The organism is Streptomyces sp. NPDC048484 (assembly GCF_040651415.1).
Taxonomy (GTDB): Bacteria; Actinomycetota; Actinomycetes; order Streptomycetales; family Streptomycetaceae; genus Streptomyces.
Genome location: NZ_JBEZJY010000017.1, coordinates 100,505 through 116,817, shown reverse-complemented (window position 1 = coordinate 116,817; position 16,313 = coordinate 100,505). Strand labels below are relative to the sequence as shown.

General features: G+C 70.7%; 12 protein-coding genes, 1 tRNA gene and 1 pseudogene. 8 read left to right on the top strand and 6 right to left on the bottom strand.

Translation table 11 applies throughout. The features are described 5' to 3' along the window. Positions 1–127: 127 nt before the first annotated feature. Entirely contained in the window at positions 128–772 is a 645-nt protein-coding gene (locus AB0D14_RS18995) for a helix-turn-helix domain-containing protein (protein ID WP_362780304.1), read from the bottom strand. A gap of 339 nt (positions 773–1,111) precedes the next feature. Here AB0D14_RS18995 and AB0D14_RS18990 point away from each other — a divergent pair, with 339 nt between their 5' ends. Then, positions 1,112–2,407 (top strand): M6 family metalloprotease domain-containing protein, encoded by a 1,296-nt coding sequence (locus AB0D14_RS18990; RefSeq protein WP_362780301.1) that lies wholly within the window; start codon positions 1,112–1,114, stop codon positions 2,405–2,407. A gap of 247 nt (positions 2,408–2,654) precedes the next feature. Continuing rightward, positions 2,655–4,250: an IclR family transcriptional regulator C-terminal domain-containing protein gene (locus AB0D14_RS18985; RefSeq protein WP_362780441.1), complete on the top strand. Its 1,596-nt coding sequence runs from the start codon at positions 2,655–2,657 to the stop codon at positions 4,248–4,250. A 196-nt stretch (positions 4,251–4,446) separates the two neighbouring features. Here the strand turns inward: AB0D14_RS18985 and AB0D14_RS18980 are convergent, their stop codons facing one another. From AB0D14_RS18980 to AB0D14_RS18970, 3 genes are all read right to left on the bottom strand, one after another. After that, complete coding sequence (locus tag AB0D14_RS18980; protein ID WP_362780298.1) at positions 4,447–5,775, bottom strand: enolase C-terminal domain-like protein; 1,329 nt, start codon at positions 5,773–5,775, stop codon at positions 4,447–4,449. Positions 5,776–5,944: 169 nt separating this feature from the next. Continuing rightward, a complete protein-coding gene (locus AB0D14_RS18975) occupies positions 5,945–7,282 on the bottom strand; it encodes a gluconate:H+ symporter (protein ID WP_362780296.1) in 1,338 nt (445 codons plus the stop codon). A gap of 79 nt (positions 7,283–7,361) precedes the next feature. Beyond that, positions 7,362–8,384: a 5-dehydro-4-deoxyglucarate dehydratase gene (locus AB0D14_RS18970; RefSeq protein WP_362780295.1), complete on the bottom strand. Its 1,023-nt coding sequence runs from the start codon at positions 8,382–8,384 to the stop codon at positions 7,362–7,364. Positions 8,385–8,507: 123 nt separating this feature from the next. Here AB0D14_RS18970 and AB0D14_RS18965 point away from each other — a divergent pair, with 123 nt between their 5' ends. The 3 genes and pseudogenes from AB0D14_RS18965 to AB0D14_RS18955 all read left to right on the top strand — a co-directional run. After that, positions 8,508–9,296, top strand: a complete 789-nt coding sequence (locus AB0D14_RS18965; RefSeq protein WP_362780294.1) for an IclR family transcriptional regulator — start codon at positions 8,508–8,510, stop codon at positions 9,294–9,296. A 77-nt stretch (positions 9,297–9,373) separates the two neighbouring features. After that, a complete protein-coding gene (locus AB0D14_RS18960) occupies positions 9,374–9,847 on the top strand; it encodes a hypothetical protein (RefSeq protein WP_362780292.1) in 474 nt (157 codons plus the stop codon). After that, positions 9,844–10,197, top strand: a pseudogene (locus AB0D14_RS18955) (AAA family ATPase); the annotation flags it as partial. The gene AB0D14_RS18960 and the pseudogene AB0D14_RS18955, both read left to right, overlap by 4 nt. A gap of 78 nt (positions 10,198–10,275) precedes the next feature. On the opposite strand, the gene AB0D14_RS18950 reads toward AB0D14_RS18955, so the two are convergent. Continuing rightward, the gene (locus AB0D14_RS18950) at positions 10,276–12,831 is read right to left on the bottom strand and encodes an ABC transporter permease (RefSeq protein ID WP_362780291.1); all 2,556 of its coding nucleotides are present in this window, start codon (positions 12,829–12,831) and stop codon (positions 10,276–10,278) included. After that, positions 12,825–13,562: an ABC transporter ATP-binding protein gene (locus AB0D14_RS18945; protein WP_362780288.1), complete on the bottom strand. Its 738-nt coding sequence runs from the start codon at positions 13,560–13,562 to the stop codon at positions 12,825–12,827. The genes AB0D14_RS18950 and AB0D14_RS18945 overlap by 7 nt, the downstream gene beginning before the upstream one ends. 358 nt (positions 13,563–13,920) lie before the next feature. Here AB0D14_RS18945 and AB0D14_RS18940 point away from each other — a divergent pair, with 358 nt between their 5' ends. From AB0D14_RS18940 to AB0D14_RS18930, 3 genes are all read left to right on the top strand, one after another. Beyond that, a complete protein-coding gene (locus tag AB0D14_RS18940; protein ID WP_362780285.1) occupies positions 13,921–15,219 on the top strand; it encodes a sensor domain-containing protein in 1,299 nt (432 codons plus the stop codon). After that, the gene (locus AB0D14_RS18935) at positions 15,219–15,851 is read left to right on the top strand and encodes a response regulator transcription factor (RefSeq protein ID WP_362780284.1); all 633 of its coding nucleotides are present in this window, start codon (positions 15,219–15,221) and stop codon (positions 15,849–15,851) included. The genes AB0D14_RS18940 and AB0D14_RS18935 overlap by 1 nt, the downstream gene beginning before the upstream one ends. A gap of 367 nt (positions 15,852–16,218) precedes the next feature. Continuing rightward, positions 16,219–16,294 (top strand) — tRNA-Arg (locus AB0D14_RS18930). Positions 16,295–16,313: the final 19 nt, after the last annotated feature.

Here is a 16,313-nt window from a genome sequence, read left to right as displayed (position 1 = left end):
TAGTGAGGTGTGAGTAGTGAGGTGCAAGTGACGACGTGCGAGTGACGTGTGAGTAGTGACTCTCGGAGTGCGCGAATCTGATCGGTCGATCGGTCCGGTCGGTCCGCGGCCCGGTCGGGCTAGTCGGTCATGCTCGTCGCAGGTCCTCCATGGTCGCGGCCTCGCCGGGCAGTTCGGAGCGGGCGGGTGCCCGCAGCCCGTCCAGGAACAGCTGCAGGTGGCGGTGTACGAAGCGGTCCATGTTCGGGCACGCGGTGCCCGGCAGGGGCCGGGTGAGCTGGGTGAGGGCGACCATGAGGTCCCCGACTGCGACGTCGGGGCGGAGCCGGCCCGTCTGACGGGCGCGTTCCATGAGCGTCTCGATCAGCTCCTCGACCCGCTCGCGCGAGGCGACCAGGTCGGGGTGGTTCGCGTCGAAGGTCGCGGAGAGCATCGGGCACAGGGCGCCGATCCGCTCGTCGGCCGACGTGTGCACGAACCGCGAGAGCGCCTCGAAGGCGTCCCCGGTCTCGGCGAGCATCTGCTCGACCTGTTCCGAGACGCGGTCCATGACCGAGCAGACGACCTCACGCTGGAGGGCCGCCCGGTCCGGGAAGTTGCGGTACAGCGTGGCGTTGCCGATGCCGGCCCGGCGGGCGATCTCGTCGAGCGGCACCTCGGCACCGAACTCGACGAACATCTCTCGTCCGGCGGCGACGATCCGCTCCCGGTTGCGCAGAGCATCGGCCCGCGGGCGGGACACCTTGCGCTGTGCGGCGGTAGCGGTCTCCACGATGTACTCCTTCGAAGCTTCTCTCGGTGGTCTTTGGTTCTCTGGTCTTTGAGTCTTTGGATCTTCGAGTCTTTGGATCTTGGGTCTTCAGTTCTCTCTGATCTCTGCCGTCCGCACGATCTGGGGAACCTCTCCCCGCTTCGCGCCGACACAGGGCTAAACGGGGAGAGGGTCCCCGGTTATTTCCCGATCCCGAAGAGATTCACTGTGACCTGAGTCACGCCTCGCCAACTCCCACGATCGGTCTCCTCCAGCGCGCGCCCGCTCATTCGGCGGCCCAGGGTGATCGGACAGGGTGCAGCCAGAAACGGCCGGCTGCCTGGAGCGAAAGGCTTCTGCATGCAGCCGACCAGCCGTCGGATACGCCCGCTCCGCCGCACCGCAGCCCTCGCCTCGGTCGCGTTCCTCACCCTGGCGGTCAGCACCTCCGCCGGGCCCGGGCATCTGACAGCCGGCTCGACCTCGGCGGCGGGACCGGTCGCACGGGCCCGGTCCTCCCCGCTCGGCCCCTGCATGATCAGCGGCTCGAAGGGCGTGCAGATGTCGGAGGGCATCCCCACCCCCACGGGCTACGCGCGCTCCACCGGCACCGTCCGGGCCCTGAACCTGATGATCGACTTCGCCGACGCGCCCGGCCAGGGCAGCGCGCTCGACCGCTTCGGCGAGTTCTTCCCGCAGACCACCGCCTGGTTCCGCACCAGTTCGTACGGCCGCCTCGACTACCGCCCGCGGGCCCCGATAGGCGACTGGCTGCGGATGCCCAAGCCGTTCAAGGGGTACGGGATAGAACGCGGCGCCCCCTTCGACCCCGGCTACCGCGAGCTGGTCCAGGACATCGTGACCACCGCCGACCCGAAGGTGAACTTCCGGGACTTCGACCTGCTGAACGTCCTGATGACCCCGAACGCCGGCCCCTCCGCCCTGGACACCGTCCTCTCCGTCACCTTCGCCGGCAACACCGAGGCGCCGGTCGCGGACGGGGTGCCCGTCGCCAACGCGTCGTTCGTCTACAGCCGGCAGGACGACGGGTCGGGCTCGTACGCCGAGACCGGCTACCGCGTGCTCCCCCACGAGAACGGCCATGTCTTCGGACTGCCCGACCTCTACACCCAGGACGGGGGCGGCGCGGTCGGGCACTGGGACATCATGAGCGAGGACTGGGGCGCCGACAACGACCTGCTGGGCTGGCACAAGTGGAAGCTCGGCTGGCTCGACGACACCCAGGTCGGCTGCGCGGCTGCCGGATCCGGTACGACCGAGCATCTGCTGACCCCGATGGCCGAGCCCGGCACCGGCGGCAAACTGGTCTTCGTCCCGGTCGACGCGAAGACGGGGTACGCGGTCGAACTGCGTACCCAGGCGGGCAACGACGAGTCTGTCTGCAAGACGGGCGTGCTGATCTACAAGGTCGACGCGGACGTCGACACCGGCCACGGCCCGATCTCGGTGGTGGACTCCACGAAGGACAGCGGCGGCTGCACCCGCAGCCCGAACGTCCACGCCGAGCTGTCCGACGCCCCCTTCTCCCCCGGCCAGTACTTCAAGGACCTGAAAACCGGCATCCGCATCACGGTCGCCGGCGCCGACCCCACGGGCAACCACCGCGTGTACGTGACCCGCGGTACGCCCAGCTAGGACCTGGTCACAGCCGCCCCGACCGGGGCGCGGGGCTGTGACCACGGAGGGACCCCCGGAGCGCCCCGCGTTCATTACCGTGTTCGGGACACCGTAATGGGGAGCCATGCCACCGACCCACCTCACACCTGCCGAGCCCGACACAGTCACTCCCGCCGACGCAGTCACTCCCGCCGGCACAGTCCATCCAGCCGGGGCATTCGCCTCCGCCGAGTCAGTCACTCCCGCCGAGGCGGTCGCCCCGCTGATGCGCGGCATCACCGTGCTGCACCGGCTCACCGAGGCGGGCGGCACGCAGAGCCTCAGCGGCCTGGAGAAGGCCACCGGCCTCGCCAGGTCCACGGTGGACCGCATCGCGGCGACCCTGGCCCGCATGGGATACCTGCGCCTGGACGGCCGGGACGCCGTACTCGCGCCACGACTGATGGAGCTGGGCAACGCCTATCTGGCCGCGCTGCGGCTTCCCCGGCTGCTGGACACGCGGGCCGACGCGCTCGCGGACGAGCTGGACGAGTCGGTGTCCCTCGCGGTGGCCGACCGGGACGGGATCCGCTTCATCCACCAGGCCACCCGGCGGCGCGCGATGTCCCTGAGTTTCCGTATCGGCGATCTGCTGCCGGCCGAACGGACCGCGCCGGGCCCGCTGTTCGCCACGGAGTGGACCTCCGAGGACTGGACGCGGTGGCGGGACCGGCGGGCCGCGGATCCGCAGGACCGGGGCTTTCCGGCGGTGCCTCCGCGTGAACACCCCACCTTGGACGAGGGGTTCGAGGAACGGACGCGTCAAGCCGGCATCCAGGACTGGGCCCTCGACGACCAGTTGATCGAGCCGGGTCTCGTCGCCGTCTCGGTGCCCGTACGGGATCGTGGCGGGCGGGTCGCCTGTGTGGTGAGCGTGGTGAGCCACACCAGCCGCCACACTGCGGACTCGCTGCGGGACACCATGCTGCCCCGGCTGCGGGCGACCGTACGCGCCATGGAACGGGACCTGCACGGGGCCCCCGCCCAGCCGCCCGCCGCCTCCGCCGGGCTCGCCACCTGGACCGGCGCCTCGAAACAGGAGCTGGGCCGGGAGTTCATCGAGTCGCTGGCCCGCGGACTCACCGTGATCACGGCCTTCGGGGAGGGCCGCGCCGAACTGACGCTCACCGGGGTGGCGCAGGCGACGGGCCTCGCGCGAGCGACGGCCCGCCGTGCGCTGATCACCCTGGAACACCTGGGCCATGTCACGTCCCACGGCCGGACCTTCACCCTCACCCCCCGGGTCCTGGCCCTCGGCTTCCCGCCCCTGTCCCGTACGACGCTGCCGCAGATCGCGGCCCCGCACCTCGCCGATCTCGCGGCCCGGCTGCACGACTCGGCGTCGCTGGCGGTCCTGGCGGGCGACGAGATCCAGTACACAGCCCGCGTCGCCACCAGCCGCATCATGAGCGTCAACATCACGGTCGGCACACGGCTGCCCGCGTACGCGACCTCGCTGGGGCGGGTGATGACGGCCGACCTGTCACCGGCCGAGCGGGGCCCGTTCCTGACCGGCCTCCACGCGCTGACCCCGCACACCGTCACCGACCCGGGAACCCTCGCGGCCACCCTGGACCGCGTACGGGAGACCGGGTACGCCCTGGTCGACGGGGAGTTGGAGGAGGGACTGCGGTCGATCGCGGCCCCGGTCCGGGACCGTACGGGGAGGGTCGTGGCGGCCGTGAACGTGGCCATGCACAGCTCACGGCGGACGGTCGAGCAGTGTGTGGGCGAGGTGCTGCCCGAGTTGTCGGCCACGGCCGGGCTGATCGAGGCGGACCTACGGGTGGCGGGGCGGTTCACCCGGGTGCCTGTCGCATAGCCGGAGCGCACGCGTCTGCGGGCCGGTGGGGGCTGCTCGCGCCCCCACCGGCATGAAAGCTGGGGCGCAGCCCCGCTTTCAGGGGCGCGGGGAACTACGCGACCGGCCGCAGCGAACCCGCAGACCCACCGCCACGCCCGCCACGCCCGCTACGCGCCTCCCGGCGCGGAGAACTGGCGGAGAACTAAACGGAGAGCTAACGGACCAAGCAGGGCCGCTTCGCGTCGAACCGCCAGTCCTGCACCAGGTACTGCATCCCCGCGGCATCGTCGCGGGCCCCCAGCGCCTTCTGCAGATACAACTCGTGTGCGGCGAGCAGCCGCTCCATGTCCAGCTCCACACCCAGCCCGGGCGCATCCGGAACAGCGATCTCACCGTCGACGATGCGAGGCGGCCGAACAGTGAGCCGCTCCAGCCCCTCCTGCCAGATCCAGTGCGTGTCCAGGGCGTTGTACTCCCCCGGGGCCGCCGCACCGCAGTGCGTGACCATGGCAAGCGAGATGTCGAAGTGGTTGTTGGAGTGACATCCCCAGGTCAGCCCCATCGCGTTGCAGAGCTGCGCCACGCGCACCGAACCCTGCATCGTCCAGAAGTGCGGGTCGGCCAGTGGGATGGAGACCGACTGGAGCGCCAGGGCATGGGTCATCTGCCGCCAGTCGGTGGCGATCATGTTGGTGGCCGTCGGAAGACCGGTCGCGCGGCGGAACTCCGCCAGGATCTCGCGCCCGGAGTAACCGCCCTCCGCCCCGCAGGGGTCCTCGGCGTAGGCGAGCGTGCCGACCAGGGGCTTGCACAGCTCGACGGCCTCGCGCAGCGACCACGCCCCGTTCGGGTCCAGGGTGATCCGCGCCTCCGGGAAACGGTCCTTGATCGCCCGTACGGCCTCGACCTCCTCCTGGCCCGTCAGCACACCGCCCTTGAGCTTGAAGTCCCGGAAGCCGTACAGGTCGTACGCGGTCTCGGCCTGTCGGACGATCGCCTCGGGCGTCAACGCCTCCTCGTGCCGGACGCGGTACCAGTCGACGTCCGAGTCGAGCTCACGGACGTACTCCAGATCGGTGCGGCCGGTATCGCCGACGTAGAAGAGGTAGCCCAACACCCGTACAGAGTCCCGCTGTTGACCGTCGCCGAGGAGCGCCGCGACCGGTACGTCGAGGTGCTGGCCCAGGAGGTCGAGCAGCGCCGACTCGACGGCCGTGACGGCGTGCACGGTGGTGCGCAGATCGAAGGTCTGGGCCCCGCGGCCGCCCGAGTCACGGTCGGCGAAGCGATCCCCTATCGCGCGCAGGACACGCTTGTAGTCGCCCACCTTCGAGCCGACGACCAGGGATTCGGCGTCCCGGAGTGTTCCGGTGATCTTCTCGCCGCCGGGCACCTCCCCCAGTCCCGTACGTCCCTCGGAGTCCTTGAGGACCACGATGTTGCGGGTGAAGTAGGGGCCGTGGGCGCCGGAGAGGTTCAGCTCCATACAGTCGCGGCCGGCGACGGGATAGACGGCGAACTCGGTGACGGTCGGCTGGCTCATGCGTATCGAAGTCCTTGGCTGAGGAGATGTCGGAGTCGGGGGCCGGCGTGCACAGGCAGTACGGGCAGTACGGGCAGTACGTGCAACACAGGCACGGGCGCAAGCACGGGCATCGGCACGGGCGCGGGTGTAGGTGCAGGCGCAGGCGCAGGCGCAGGCAGCACGGACGTCACAGGCTGAGGATGTCGAGGACCCACTCCAGTGCCAGGACGCCGCCCAGGCCGAGGATCGCGAGCACCGTCGTATAGGTGGTACGGACCTTGATCGCTTCGATGACCGAGAGGTTGAAGTACTCCTTGAACAGCCAGAATCCGGGGTCGTTGACGTGGGAGAAGGCGATCGACCCGCAGGACACGGCGAGCACCATGATCTCGGGGTGGATCCCGCTGCCCGCGAGGAGCGGCAGCACCACGCCGGAGGCGGTGACGACGGCGACGGTCGCCGAGCCGAGCGCGACCCGCAGGATGACCGCGATGAGCCACGCCAGGATGATCGGCGAGATGGACCAGCTGTCGGTGGCGTCCGCGATGTAGTCGGAGATGCCGCCCTCGACGAGGACGTTCTTGAAGGCACCGCCCGCGCCGATCACCAGGAGGATCATCGCCATCGACTGGGCCGCGGAGGTGCAGGACGCGTTGACGTCCGCCAGGCTGCGGCCGATGCGCGGACCGAAGGCCCAGATCGCCAGGAGCAGCGTCAGCATGAGCGCGATCGGCGCCGAGCCGATGAAGGCGACGAAGTGCAGGAACGGGCTGTCGCCCGAGGCCGCCATGTCGATCACCGCGGCGCCCGCGATCAGTACGACCGGGAAGAGCGCCACGGACAGCGACCAGCCGAGGCCGGGCATCTCCTCGTCCTCGAATACGCGCTCGCTGACCAGGCCCTTGGGGATGGACGGGTTCATGGCCTTGATGAACGGCAGCCGCGGCCACAGCAGGGCGATGAACGCGCCCACCGGGACGGCGATGAACAGGCCGTAGAACAGGGTGTGTCCGACGGAGGCGTGGAAGGTCGCGGCCACCGCGGTGGGGCCGGGGTGCGGCGGCAGGAAGCTGTGCATCGTGGACAGCGCGATCGACATCGGCAGGCCGACCCAGAGCAGCTTCGCCCCGGTGACCCTGACGAGGGTGAACGCGATGGGCACGATGATGATGAACGCGACCTCGTAAAACATGGTCACGCCGATCAGCATGGACGTGACCACCATGGCGACCTGGACCCAGCGCGGTCCGAAGGCGTCCAGCAGCTTGTTCGCTATCCGCTGGGCGGCGCCGGAGTCCCCCATCACCCTGCCGACCATGGCGCCGAGCCCGATGGTGAGCATCGTGTCGCCGATCTGACCCCCGATGCCCTCCGCGAGGATGTCCGGGATGTCGGCCACCGGTATGCCCCGTACGAGGGCGACACCCACCGCCACGAGCAGGAGCGCGGCGAAGCCGTTGAGCTTCATCCGGGTCATCAGGAACAGCAGCACCAGAACGCTGATCCCGACTACGAGCAGAGGCATGCAGTTCCCCTTTGAACTGGCCGTGTGTCAGGCGGTGGGTCAGGCAGTACGTACGTCGGTCGGTGGGTCAGGCGGTACGTCAGGCGGTGGCGCGTCGGCGGGGCGCTCCGACCAGGGCGAGGCCGGCGTCGAGGATCGCCTCCAGTTCCGCGAGGTCGGCGGCGTCGGGGTCGGTGAGCGGGGCCCGTACGAGGCCGACCGGGAGACCGCGCAACCGGGCGGCGGCCTTGACGAGCGAGACGGCGTATCCCGGCACGCGATCACGCAACTCGACCAGCGGGACGTAGAAGTCGCGCAGCAGCCTGGTGAGCGTGGCCTCGTCGTTCGCGTGCAGGGCCGTGAAGAAGGCGCCGGCGATCTCGGGGGCGAAGGCGTGGACGGCCGACGAGTAGGCGGGGGCGCCGACGGTGGCGTACGCGCGAGCCTGGATCTCGGCGGTGGAGGCGCCGTTGAAGAAGAGGAAGCCGTCGGGGGCGGCGAGCGTGAGCCGTTGCAGCCGGTCGAGATCGCTGTGCCCGTCCTTGAGGCCGATGACCGTGGGGATCTCCGCGATGCGTCGCACACTGTCGGCGGTGAAGGCGACCTGCCCGCGCTGGTACGCGATGAGCGGCAGCCGGGTGCCGCCGGCGATCCGGCGCAGCTGCTCGACCAGGCCGTCCTGCGGGGCGCCGACCAGGTAGTGGGGCAGTACGAGCAGGGCGTCCGCGCCGGCCTCCTCCGCGATCCGGGCGAAGCGCAGCGCCTGCGCCCAGCCGTAGCCGATGCCCGCGACCACGGGCAGCCGGCCGTCGGCGATCTCGACCGTGGCCTCGACGACCGCGCGGTACTCGTCCTCGTCCAGCGAGAAGAACTCGCCGGTACCGCAGGCGGGGAAGACGGCGCCGGGGAGGGCGTCGCTGGGAACGACGGCGCCGGGGAGGGCGTCGCCAGGGGCGGGCGCGTCCGGCCCGGTGGCCAACTGAGCAGTCAGGTAAACCCGGTAGGACTCCAGGTCGAGACCGCCGTCCTCGCGGAAGCTGGTGAGGGGGAAGGACAACACTCCGCCCGCCATGCCGTCGCGCAGCCGCTGGGCCACTGCTTCGGTGTCCGCACTGAGCCGCATTTCTGATCTCATCTCTATATGCAGATGGCGTACATGTATGGGAACGGAGGTTAGGTCGATGAACCGGACGTGGTCAATGGGCACGACACCGTGGATTGCGGATTGCGGATCTACGATGGGGCCATGCCGGAGAGCAGCGGGGTCCGCGGAGTGAAGTCGGCGGCCCGCACGGTCGCACTGCTGGAACTGCTCGCCGCTCGCGGCGACCGCCCCGCCCGCCTGGACGAACTGGCCGAGGAACTGGGCGTACCGCGCAGCAGCATGTACCAGCTGCTGCAGACCCTCATCGACTGCGGCTGGGTGCGCTCCGACACGACGGGGTCCCTCTACGGCATCGGAATCCGCGCCCTGCACACGGGCACGAGCTACCTCGACAGCGACCCGCACGTCCAGGTGGTACGCCCCTACCTCGACGAGGCTTCGGACGCGCTCGGCGAGACGATCCACCTGGCGCGACTGGACGGCCCGAACGTGGTCTACCTCGCGACCCGCGAGTCCCACGAATACCTGCGGACCATCAGCAGGGTCGGCCGCCGGGTCCCTGCCCACGCGGGCGCGCTCGGCAAGGCACTGCTCGCCGAACGCCCGGACGACGAACTCCCGCTTCCCGACGACTCGTTGCCCGCCCTCACCGAGAACACGCACACCGCCCGCACGACCCTGCTCGCCGACCTGGCGGAAGTGCGCGCTCGCGGCTACTCGATCGACCGCGAGGAAACGGTGATCGGCATCACGGGCTTCGGCTTCGCCCTGCGCTACGACTCCCCCGCCACGGACGCCATTAGCTGCTCGGTCCCGGTGGCCCGGCTCAGCGAGCCGCACGAGGCCCGGGTGATCGCGGTCATGCGAGAGATGCGGGCAAAGATCGAGAGTGTGCTTCCGTCGGCGTCGAGAGCACCGGACTGGCGTTGAGGGCATGCATCGACCGCCACCCCCTACCACCGTAAGGATGCCTTGACGTCAAGGTGGCTTGATGGCACGGTGAAGGCATGGGTGAAGGCATGGGTACTCCTGATGAGCTTGAACGTCGGTACACGCTGATGTCCGCCGCAGCGCGTTTCGATGCGCTGCGCACACGCGACGCCCTCGCGCCATCCGCGGACGACGAGGACGAGGACGAGGACAACAAGGGCGGCACGGACGGCACGGACGAACCCTCCACGGTCGACGACGACGCGGCCCCTTTGCGACGCGACGAGGCCCTGGAACTCCTGGCCCTGGGCGAGGTACTCGCCCGCAAGGCCGCCTACGGCCGTCAGCTCTCCGTACGGTCCGCCCGCCGGGCCGGAGCATCCTGGTCGCAGATCGGCGCCGCCCTCGGCACCAGCAAGCAGGCAGCGTGGGAGGCCCACAACCGCTGGATCGACGAGCAGGCCAAACAGGACCGGGACGCCGGGCACTGGGGGTTGGACGACAAGGAAATCGACGCGGCCCGCACACTCGCCGGTGAACCCGACAACTAGCGCTGGACATGTCGGAGTTCAGTGAGAAGCACACGGTCTCGCGGCTGTTCGGCTCGCCTCCCGGCTATGTGGGCTACGAGGAGGGCGGGCAGCTGACCGAGAAGGTCCGCCGCAAGCCGTTCTCCGTCGTCCTGTTCGACGAGGTCGAGGACACCCTCTCGGAGAAGATCCTCTTCGGCGAACTGCGCCCCGGCCACATCGTGGTCGTCGATACCGAGGTCGAGGGTGAGGGCGAAAGCGAGACCAAGACCTTCACCTTCCGCGGCGAGGAGAAGTCCCCGCTCCCGGACGTTCCGCCGATCGAACAAGCCGCCGACGGAGACCGGCCAGGCTCGGGCCAGGGCTTCTGACCGAATACCGGGGCCGGGACCGGCCCCGGCCCCGGTCCCGCTCTCGATCCCAGTCCCAGTCCCAGTCCCGGTCTCGGGTCACTCCGGTACGCCCGCCAACTCCACCGCTCTACGGCGCAGGGACAGGCCTGCCGAGGCGACCGCCGAGACCACGGCGAGCACCACACAGGCGCCCACGGTCGCACCGAGCGTTGCCCACGGGAGCTCGACCGGCGTCCACACCGAGAGCAGGCCCAGCGCGACCCACATGCCCATCAGGTTGAGCCCGGCGACCAGTGTTCCCAGCACTCCACCGACCATGACCACCATCAGCGCCTCGGCGCCCACCAGCCGCAGCACCTGCCCTCTGGTGGCCCCGGCCAGCCGCAGCACAGCCAGGTCACGAGCCCGGTCGGAGGTCGCCATGACCATGGTGTTGGCCAGCGAGATGCCGGCATACAGCAGGGCGATGCCGAGGACCAGCAGGAAGCCCGTCCGGGTCGTCCGGTTGGTCTCGGGATACGTCGCCCGCACCCACTGCTTGTTGGTGCGCACCTCCCCGCCCGTCGCCCGCACCGCGTCCCGCAGTCCATCGGCCACGACGGCCAGGTCCGCCGCATCGGCCGTGTCGGCGCCGCGCACGAGACGTATGTCGACCCGGTCGACGGGCTCGTTCGGAGCGTTACGTGGCGTGACGTAAACACCGTTGCTGCCGGTGCCGATCGACATGACCACGGCGATCTTCAGGGACTTCTTCCTGCCGTCGCCGAGCCACACGTCCACGCTCTGCCCGACGGAGTGCCGCTCCCACTCCTCGTTGACGATGATCGAGTCGTCGTCCAGGTCGCTCACCTTCCCGGCGGCGAGCGGCAGACGGGCGGTGTCGGCCAACAGGCGGGGATCAGCAGCTCGGGCCTGCGACTTGATGAGCGCAACGCCCTCCTCCAGGGCGTACACGGCGCTCGACGAGGTCGCCGAGACCTCGGCGCCGGGCACGGCGCGCAGCTTCTCCAGCGTCGCGTCGTCGAAGCCGGCGTCGCCCGTGTCGCCCGCGTCACCCACGCCACCCGCGTCACCCGCAGGGGTGACCACGAAGTCGGCAGCCGTCTGCTCGCGGACCTCGGTGGCCTTCGCCTCGTTGATGATGGCGGTGGCGCCCAGCAGCGATCCCGCCAGCGCCACAGTGACCAGGACGGGCGCCGCGACGGCGGCCGTGCGCCGGACGCCGGCCGCGGCGTTCTCCCGCACCAACATGCCGGTGGCGCCGGGCAGTTGAGCAGGCAGCCAGGCGATCAGCCGGACCAGCGGACCCACCAGCACCGGCGCGAGCAGCGCCGTCGCGGTGATCAACAGCATCGGCCGGCTCACATAGGTCTTGCGATGGAGCAGGTCGCCCGGGTCGGAGGCCAGAGCCAGGACCAGCGTCACGACGGCGGTCAACAGCAGGGCCGCGCCGGACAGCGAGCGGCCCCACGTCATCGCCCGGGCGTCCACGGCCGCTTCGCGCAGCGCCTCGGTGGGGCTGGTGCGCCCTGCCCGCCAGGACGCGGCCAGCGCTCCGGACAACGCCACGAGCAGGCCCGTCCAGAAGGCCATGTGGTACGGCCAGGTGTAGTCGCCGATGGTGAACCACTGGGGCGCGAGGCTCTCGTCGGCCGCCCACCCGGCGAGCTTCGGCGCTCCGTGGGAGCCGAGCACGCAGCCGGTCGCCGAGGCGAGCACGCCGACCAGGAGGGCCTCGGAGACGACCATGCGGCGGATCTGCCCCGGGGTCGCCCCGGCCGTGCGCAGCAGCCCGAACTCGCGGCGGCGCTGTGCGACCGCGAACGCGAAGGTCGACGCCACCACGAACACCGACACGAACCCGGTGACACCGCCGGCCGTGCCGAACATGGCGTTCATCGCGGTGAGGGCCTTGCTGTCCCGGTCGGGATCAGCGTCGGCGTACCGGCGCGCGTCGCCGGTCAGGACCTGGACACCGTCGCTGCCGCGCACCGCCTCGCGTACGGCCGCCGCGTCCGCGTCGACGACGAGCTGGACGCTGCGCGGCGCCAGCTGGGCGGCGCGGGCGCCGGTGTGGAACACGGCGTTCTCGAAGCCGAGTCCGGCCACGGTGCCGACGACCCGTACGGTGCCGGTGTCGGTCCGCATCCGTGTGCCCGGCCGGGCCCAGTCGCCGCTGACGACGACCTCGTCCGCGGCTTTCGGCGCGCGTCCGGCATCGAGCCGGTACGGCGCGAAAGCGGCGGTGGACCATGGATGCCCCACCAGATCGCCGGGTCCACCCTGAGCCCGTACGCCGTCCAGGGCCCGTACGCCGTCCAGGACCCGTACGGGGAACGACCGGTCCTCGACGACGGTCCCGAGGTCCTCCAGCTTCGCGACGACGTCGGCGGGTACGGTGCGCGGTTGCGCGAGCTTCTGGGTCCGGTCGCCGTTCGGGGTGGGCACCCGCAGCGTGTCCATGCCCTTGACGACCACCGGGGCCGCAGCGAACCGCTCGGGCCCGCGGTCGGGTGCGTCCAGCGAGGACGCCAGGGCCAGCCCCATCACGGCGATCAGCGCCACGCCCAGCGAGAGAGCGACGAAACTGCCGACGAAGGTGACCCAGCGGGTGCGCAGGGCGTACAGGGCGTACAGGACGGTGCTCAGCACGGCACGGCCTCCAGCTTGGTCATGCGCGCGGCGATGTCCTCGGCACCGGCGCCGATCAGCTCGCCGTTGACACGGCCGTCGACGAGGAGGACGACGCGGTCGGCGTAGGAGGCGGCGACCGGGTCATGGGTGACCATGATGATCGTCTGGCCCTCGCGGTCGACCATGCCGCGCAGCAGGACGAGTACGTCGCGGCTGGTCTGCGAGTCGAGCGCGCCGGTCGGCTCATCGCCGAAGACCACCTCGGGGCGGGTGATCAGCGCGCGGGCCAGGGCGACGCGCTGCTGCTGGCCGCCGGACATCTCCGTCGGCCGGCGCCGGGCCCGCTCGCCGAGTCCGACCTGCTCCAGCGCCTCGCGGACCCGGGCCTTCGGGGGACGGCGGCCGGCCAGCCGCAGAGGCAGGGCCACGTTCTGCTCGGCGGTCAGCGAGGGCAGCAGGTTGAACGCCTGGAACACGAAGCCGATGCGTTTGCGGCGCAACAGGGTCAGCCTGGTGTCGCTCAGCTCGGTCAGCTCGGTCCCGCCGACGGTGACCGAGCCGGAGGTGGGCCGGTCGAGGCCCGCGGCGCACTGCAGCAGGGTCGACTTGCCTGAGCCGGAAGGCCCCATCACGGCGGTGAACGTCCCCTTCGGAAAGCCGAGCGATACCTGGTCGAGGGCGGTGACGGACGAGCCGCTTGAGCCGTACCGCCGGGTTACGGAGCGCAGTTGGATCGCATCATCGGTCATGTGTTCCCACTCATGTCGGTGTCGGTACTCCCCCGCACCTGGGCGGGACGGAACTTCGGGAAGCGGCGCCCTACACGTCGGGCACCGGCCGTTCCCGAGGCGACCGAGGCGGCCAGGGTCCCCGAGACGGTGTGGCAGATGACAGGCCGCAGGTCACAACCTGCAACCCTCGTCTCGGCCTCGGTCTCGGCCTCGGTTTCCGTCTCCGTCTCCGTCTCCGAGATGCCTCCACCAAACCGCGAGAGCCCCTCACGACGCAGTGCGGCAGGGACGAGACCTGAGGTAGGGCCAGGCCTACCCCGAGTCCACGCCCTGGACCGATGGCACCGAGCGGGTCCGCCCTCCTACGGTGATCCCCATGCACCCTCGGAACGTGTGGCAGGCCATGTCCCGGCCGGGCTTCCTGCTCTCGGCCTGGCCCTGGCGCTCTGTCGCGTACCTGTTCACCGGCGCGGTGACCGGCGTCGCCGCCCTGGTGGCGATCGTGACGGTCGCGGCGGTCTGCGGGGCGCTCGCCATCGTCGTGGTGGGGCTTCCCCTGCTCGTCGTGATCGCCCTCAGCGGGATTCCGGTGGCCTGGGTGGAACGGCGCAGGCTGCGCCTGATCGACCACGATCCGACGTCCGGCCAGCATCAGGAGCCGGCCGCGACGGGTCTGTGGGCCTGGTTGACCACCCGCCTGCGCGAGCAGGCGACCTGGCGGGAGCTCGGGTACACGCTGTTGTTCGCCGGGCTGCTGTGGCCGGTCGACGCTCTGGCGATCACGGTTGCCCTGCTCTTCCCGCTGTCCATGGTCGCCACCCCGTTGCTGATGGCCACGGTGGGCGGCGACGACGAGACGAAGGTGCTCAAGCAGTGGACGGTCACCACGTGGCCGGCCGCGTTCGGCGTCGCCGTGCTGGGCCTGCTCCTCATGGGCCTGTGCTGTTACGTGCTCGGTGTCGCGGCCGGCGCCCGCGCCCAGCTGACCCGGCTGCTGATCGCCTCCCGCGAGGGCGAACTCGACGCCAGGGTGGTCGAACTGGCCAGCTCCCGCTTCCGGTTGGTGGACGCCTTCGAGGCGGAGCGGCGCCGCATCGAGCGTGATCTGCACGACGGCGCCCAACAGCGGCTGGTGGCCCTGGCGATGATCCTCGGCCTGGCCCGGCTGGACGCACCGCCCGGCCCACTCGCCGACCAGCTCGCCAAGGCCCACGGGGAGGCAGGCAAGGCACTCGCGGAGCTGCGCGAACTCATCCAGGGCATCCACCCCAAGGTCCTCGAGGACTACGGCCTGCAGGCCGCGGTCGCCGACGCCGCGGACCGCTCCGTGGTGCCCGTCGACGTCGACCTCGAACTGCCGGGCCGGCTGCCCCGGGCGGTGGAGTCGGCGGCGTACTTCGTGGTCTGCGAAGCACTCGCCAACGTCGCCAAGCACAGCGGGGCCGGTCGCGCGGAGGTGAGCGGCGATCACCGTGACGGCCGCCTGCTCCTCCAGGTGCGCGACGACGGCCGCGGAGGTGCGGACACTTCGGCGGGCAGCGGGCTCACCGGCCTCGCGGACCGGGTGTCGGTTCTCGATGGCAGACTTGCCCTGTCCAGTCCGCCGGGCGGCCCGACCCTTCTGCTTGTGGAGTTTCCTTGCGAGTTGACCGAGGCAGCCGATCACTCCGCGTAGTGCTGGCCGAGGACAGCGTGCTGCTGCGGGAAGGACTCATCGGCCTGCTCAGCCGCTGCGGTCACGAGGTGGTGGCGGCCGTCGGGGATGCGGAGGCTCTGGTCGCCGCGGTCGAGGAGCACGCCCCCGACATCGTGGTGACGGACGTGCGCATGCCACCCGGCTTCCAGGACGAGGGGCTGCACGCCGCGGTGCGGCTGCGCGAGAAGCGGCCCACGCTGCCGGTCCTGGTCCTCAGCCAGTACGTGCAACGGACGTACGCCTCCGAACTCCTGGACTCCGGCGACGGATCCGGCGTCGGCTACCTGCTGAAGGACCGGGTCGGCCAGGTCGAGGAGTTCGTCGACGCACTGCGCGAGGTCGCGGACGGCGGGACGGTGATCGACCCCGAGGTGGTGCGCCAGTTGCTGCGCAGGCGCCGCGATCCGCTGCAGCGGCTCACGCCGCGCGAGCGCGAGGTGCTGACGCTGATCGCGGAGGGCAAGTCCAACGGGGCGATCGCAGACGAGCTGGTGGTCTCCGAGGCCGCGATCGGCAAGCACATCAGCAGCATCCTCACCAAGCTGGACCTGCCTCCGGCACACGAGACCCACCGCAGAGTGCTGGCCGTCCTCGCATACCTGCGAGCCTGACCGGCCGGGCGCCTCGGCCGCCGTGCAGCACGTGAGACGCCCTGGCCCCCCGGGCCCTGCCCCCCGCTCCGGCTTCGCGCAGAACTCGCCCAGCCACGCACCGTACGCCGTACGCCGTACGCCGAAGGAGGCTCATTGCTCAAGCCCACGACCTGACGCCTCCGCCCGGCCGCCAGGCACCGGCGCCCGTCTGAGCCCCGATCCGGTAGTCTGTGGGCCGAGCGCTCTTGGCGGGCGCTGCGGCGTGTCGCGCGGTATACCGCGTGCCTCGTCACCGCAGCGGCTCGATCCAGATCGCTCAGGGCTTGCCCGGGAGACCTGGCCACGACTCGCCATCGAGTCCCACGCAAGGTTTCACACAAGCCCCGCCTTCGTAGCTCAGGGGATAGAGCACCGCTCTCCTAAAGCGGGTGTCGCAGGTTCGAATCCTGCCGGGGGCACCAGGCAAAAGGACCCGGACCG